The sequence below is a fragment of the Actinomadura litoris genome (genome assembly GCF_009733595.1).
GTDB lineage: Bacteria > Actinomycetota > Actinomycetes > Streptosporangiales > Streptosporangiaceae > Spirillospora > Spirillospora litoris.
In genome coordinates, this window is the sequence record NZ_WOFH01000036.1 from 1 (window position 1) to 684 (window position 684).

Annotated in this window: 1 protein-coding gene; it reads right to left on the reverse strand. The window is 71.9% G+C overall.

The features are described 5' to 3' along the window. Nucleotides 1-638 (reverse strand): UDP-N-acetyl glucosamine 2-epimerase (locus GNZ18_RS40635; protein WP_173391036.1); only part of this gene is annotated, 638 nt, incomplete at its 3' end. Nucleotides 639-684 lie beyond the last annotated feature (46 nt).

Below are 684 nucleotides of genomic sequence, written 5' to 3' on the forward strand. Positions count from 1 at the left end.
GTGCCGGGCGCGTCCACGTTGGCGGGCCGGTGCATGGTCGCCAGCACGTACCGGTCCGGCAGCCCGTACCGCGACCGCACCCTGCCGGTGTCGAACTTGCCGAGGTTGGCGAGCAGCGTGTCGATCATCGGGTTGCCGACCAGGTGCGCGCGGCCGACCGGGATCCCCTCGGCCGCCAGATGGCCGATCGCCTCCGGGCTCGTGACTAAGCACAGGTCGGAGAGCTGGTCGGTGAGGCGCCGGTTGACCTCCTCCGGCATCGTCATGTCGAAGCTGCGCAGCCCGGCCTCCACATGGGCGACCGGGATGTGCAGCTTGGCCGCGACCAGCGCGGCGGCGATCGTCGAGTTCACGTCGCCGTACACGACGACGAGGTCCGGGGCGCGCCGGACGAACTCGCGCTCCAGACCCACCATGACCGCCGCCGTCTGCTCGGCGTGCCCGCCCGAGCCGACGCCGAGGTTCACGTCGGGTTCGGGCAGGCCCAGCTCGTCGAAGAACACCTTCGACAGGCGTTCGTCGTAGTGCTGGCCCGTATGCAGGACGCTCTGGTCCAGGTCGCCGAGCGCGGCGACCACCGGCGCGGCCTTGACCAGGTTCGGCCGGGTGCCGAGCACGTGCGCGATCGAGGTGATCATTTCTTCCCTTCGCCGCCCGCCGGGCCGCCGGTCGGGGGGGGGGGGG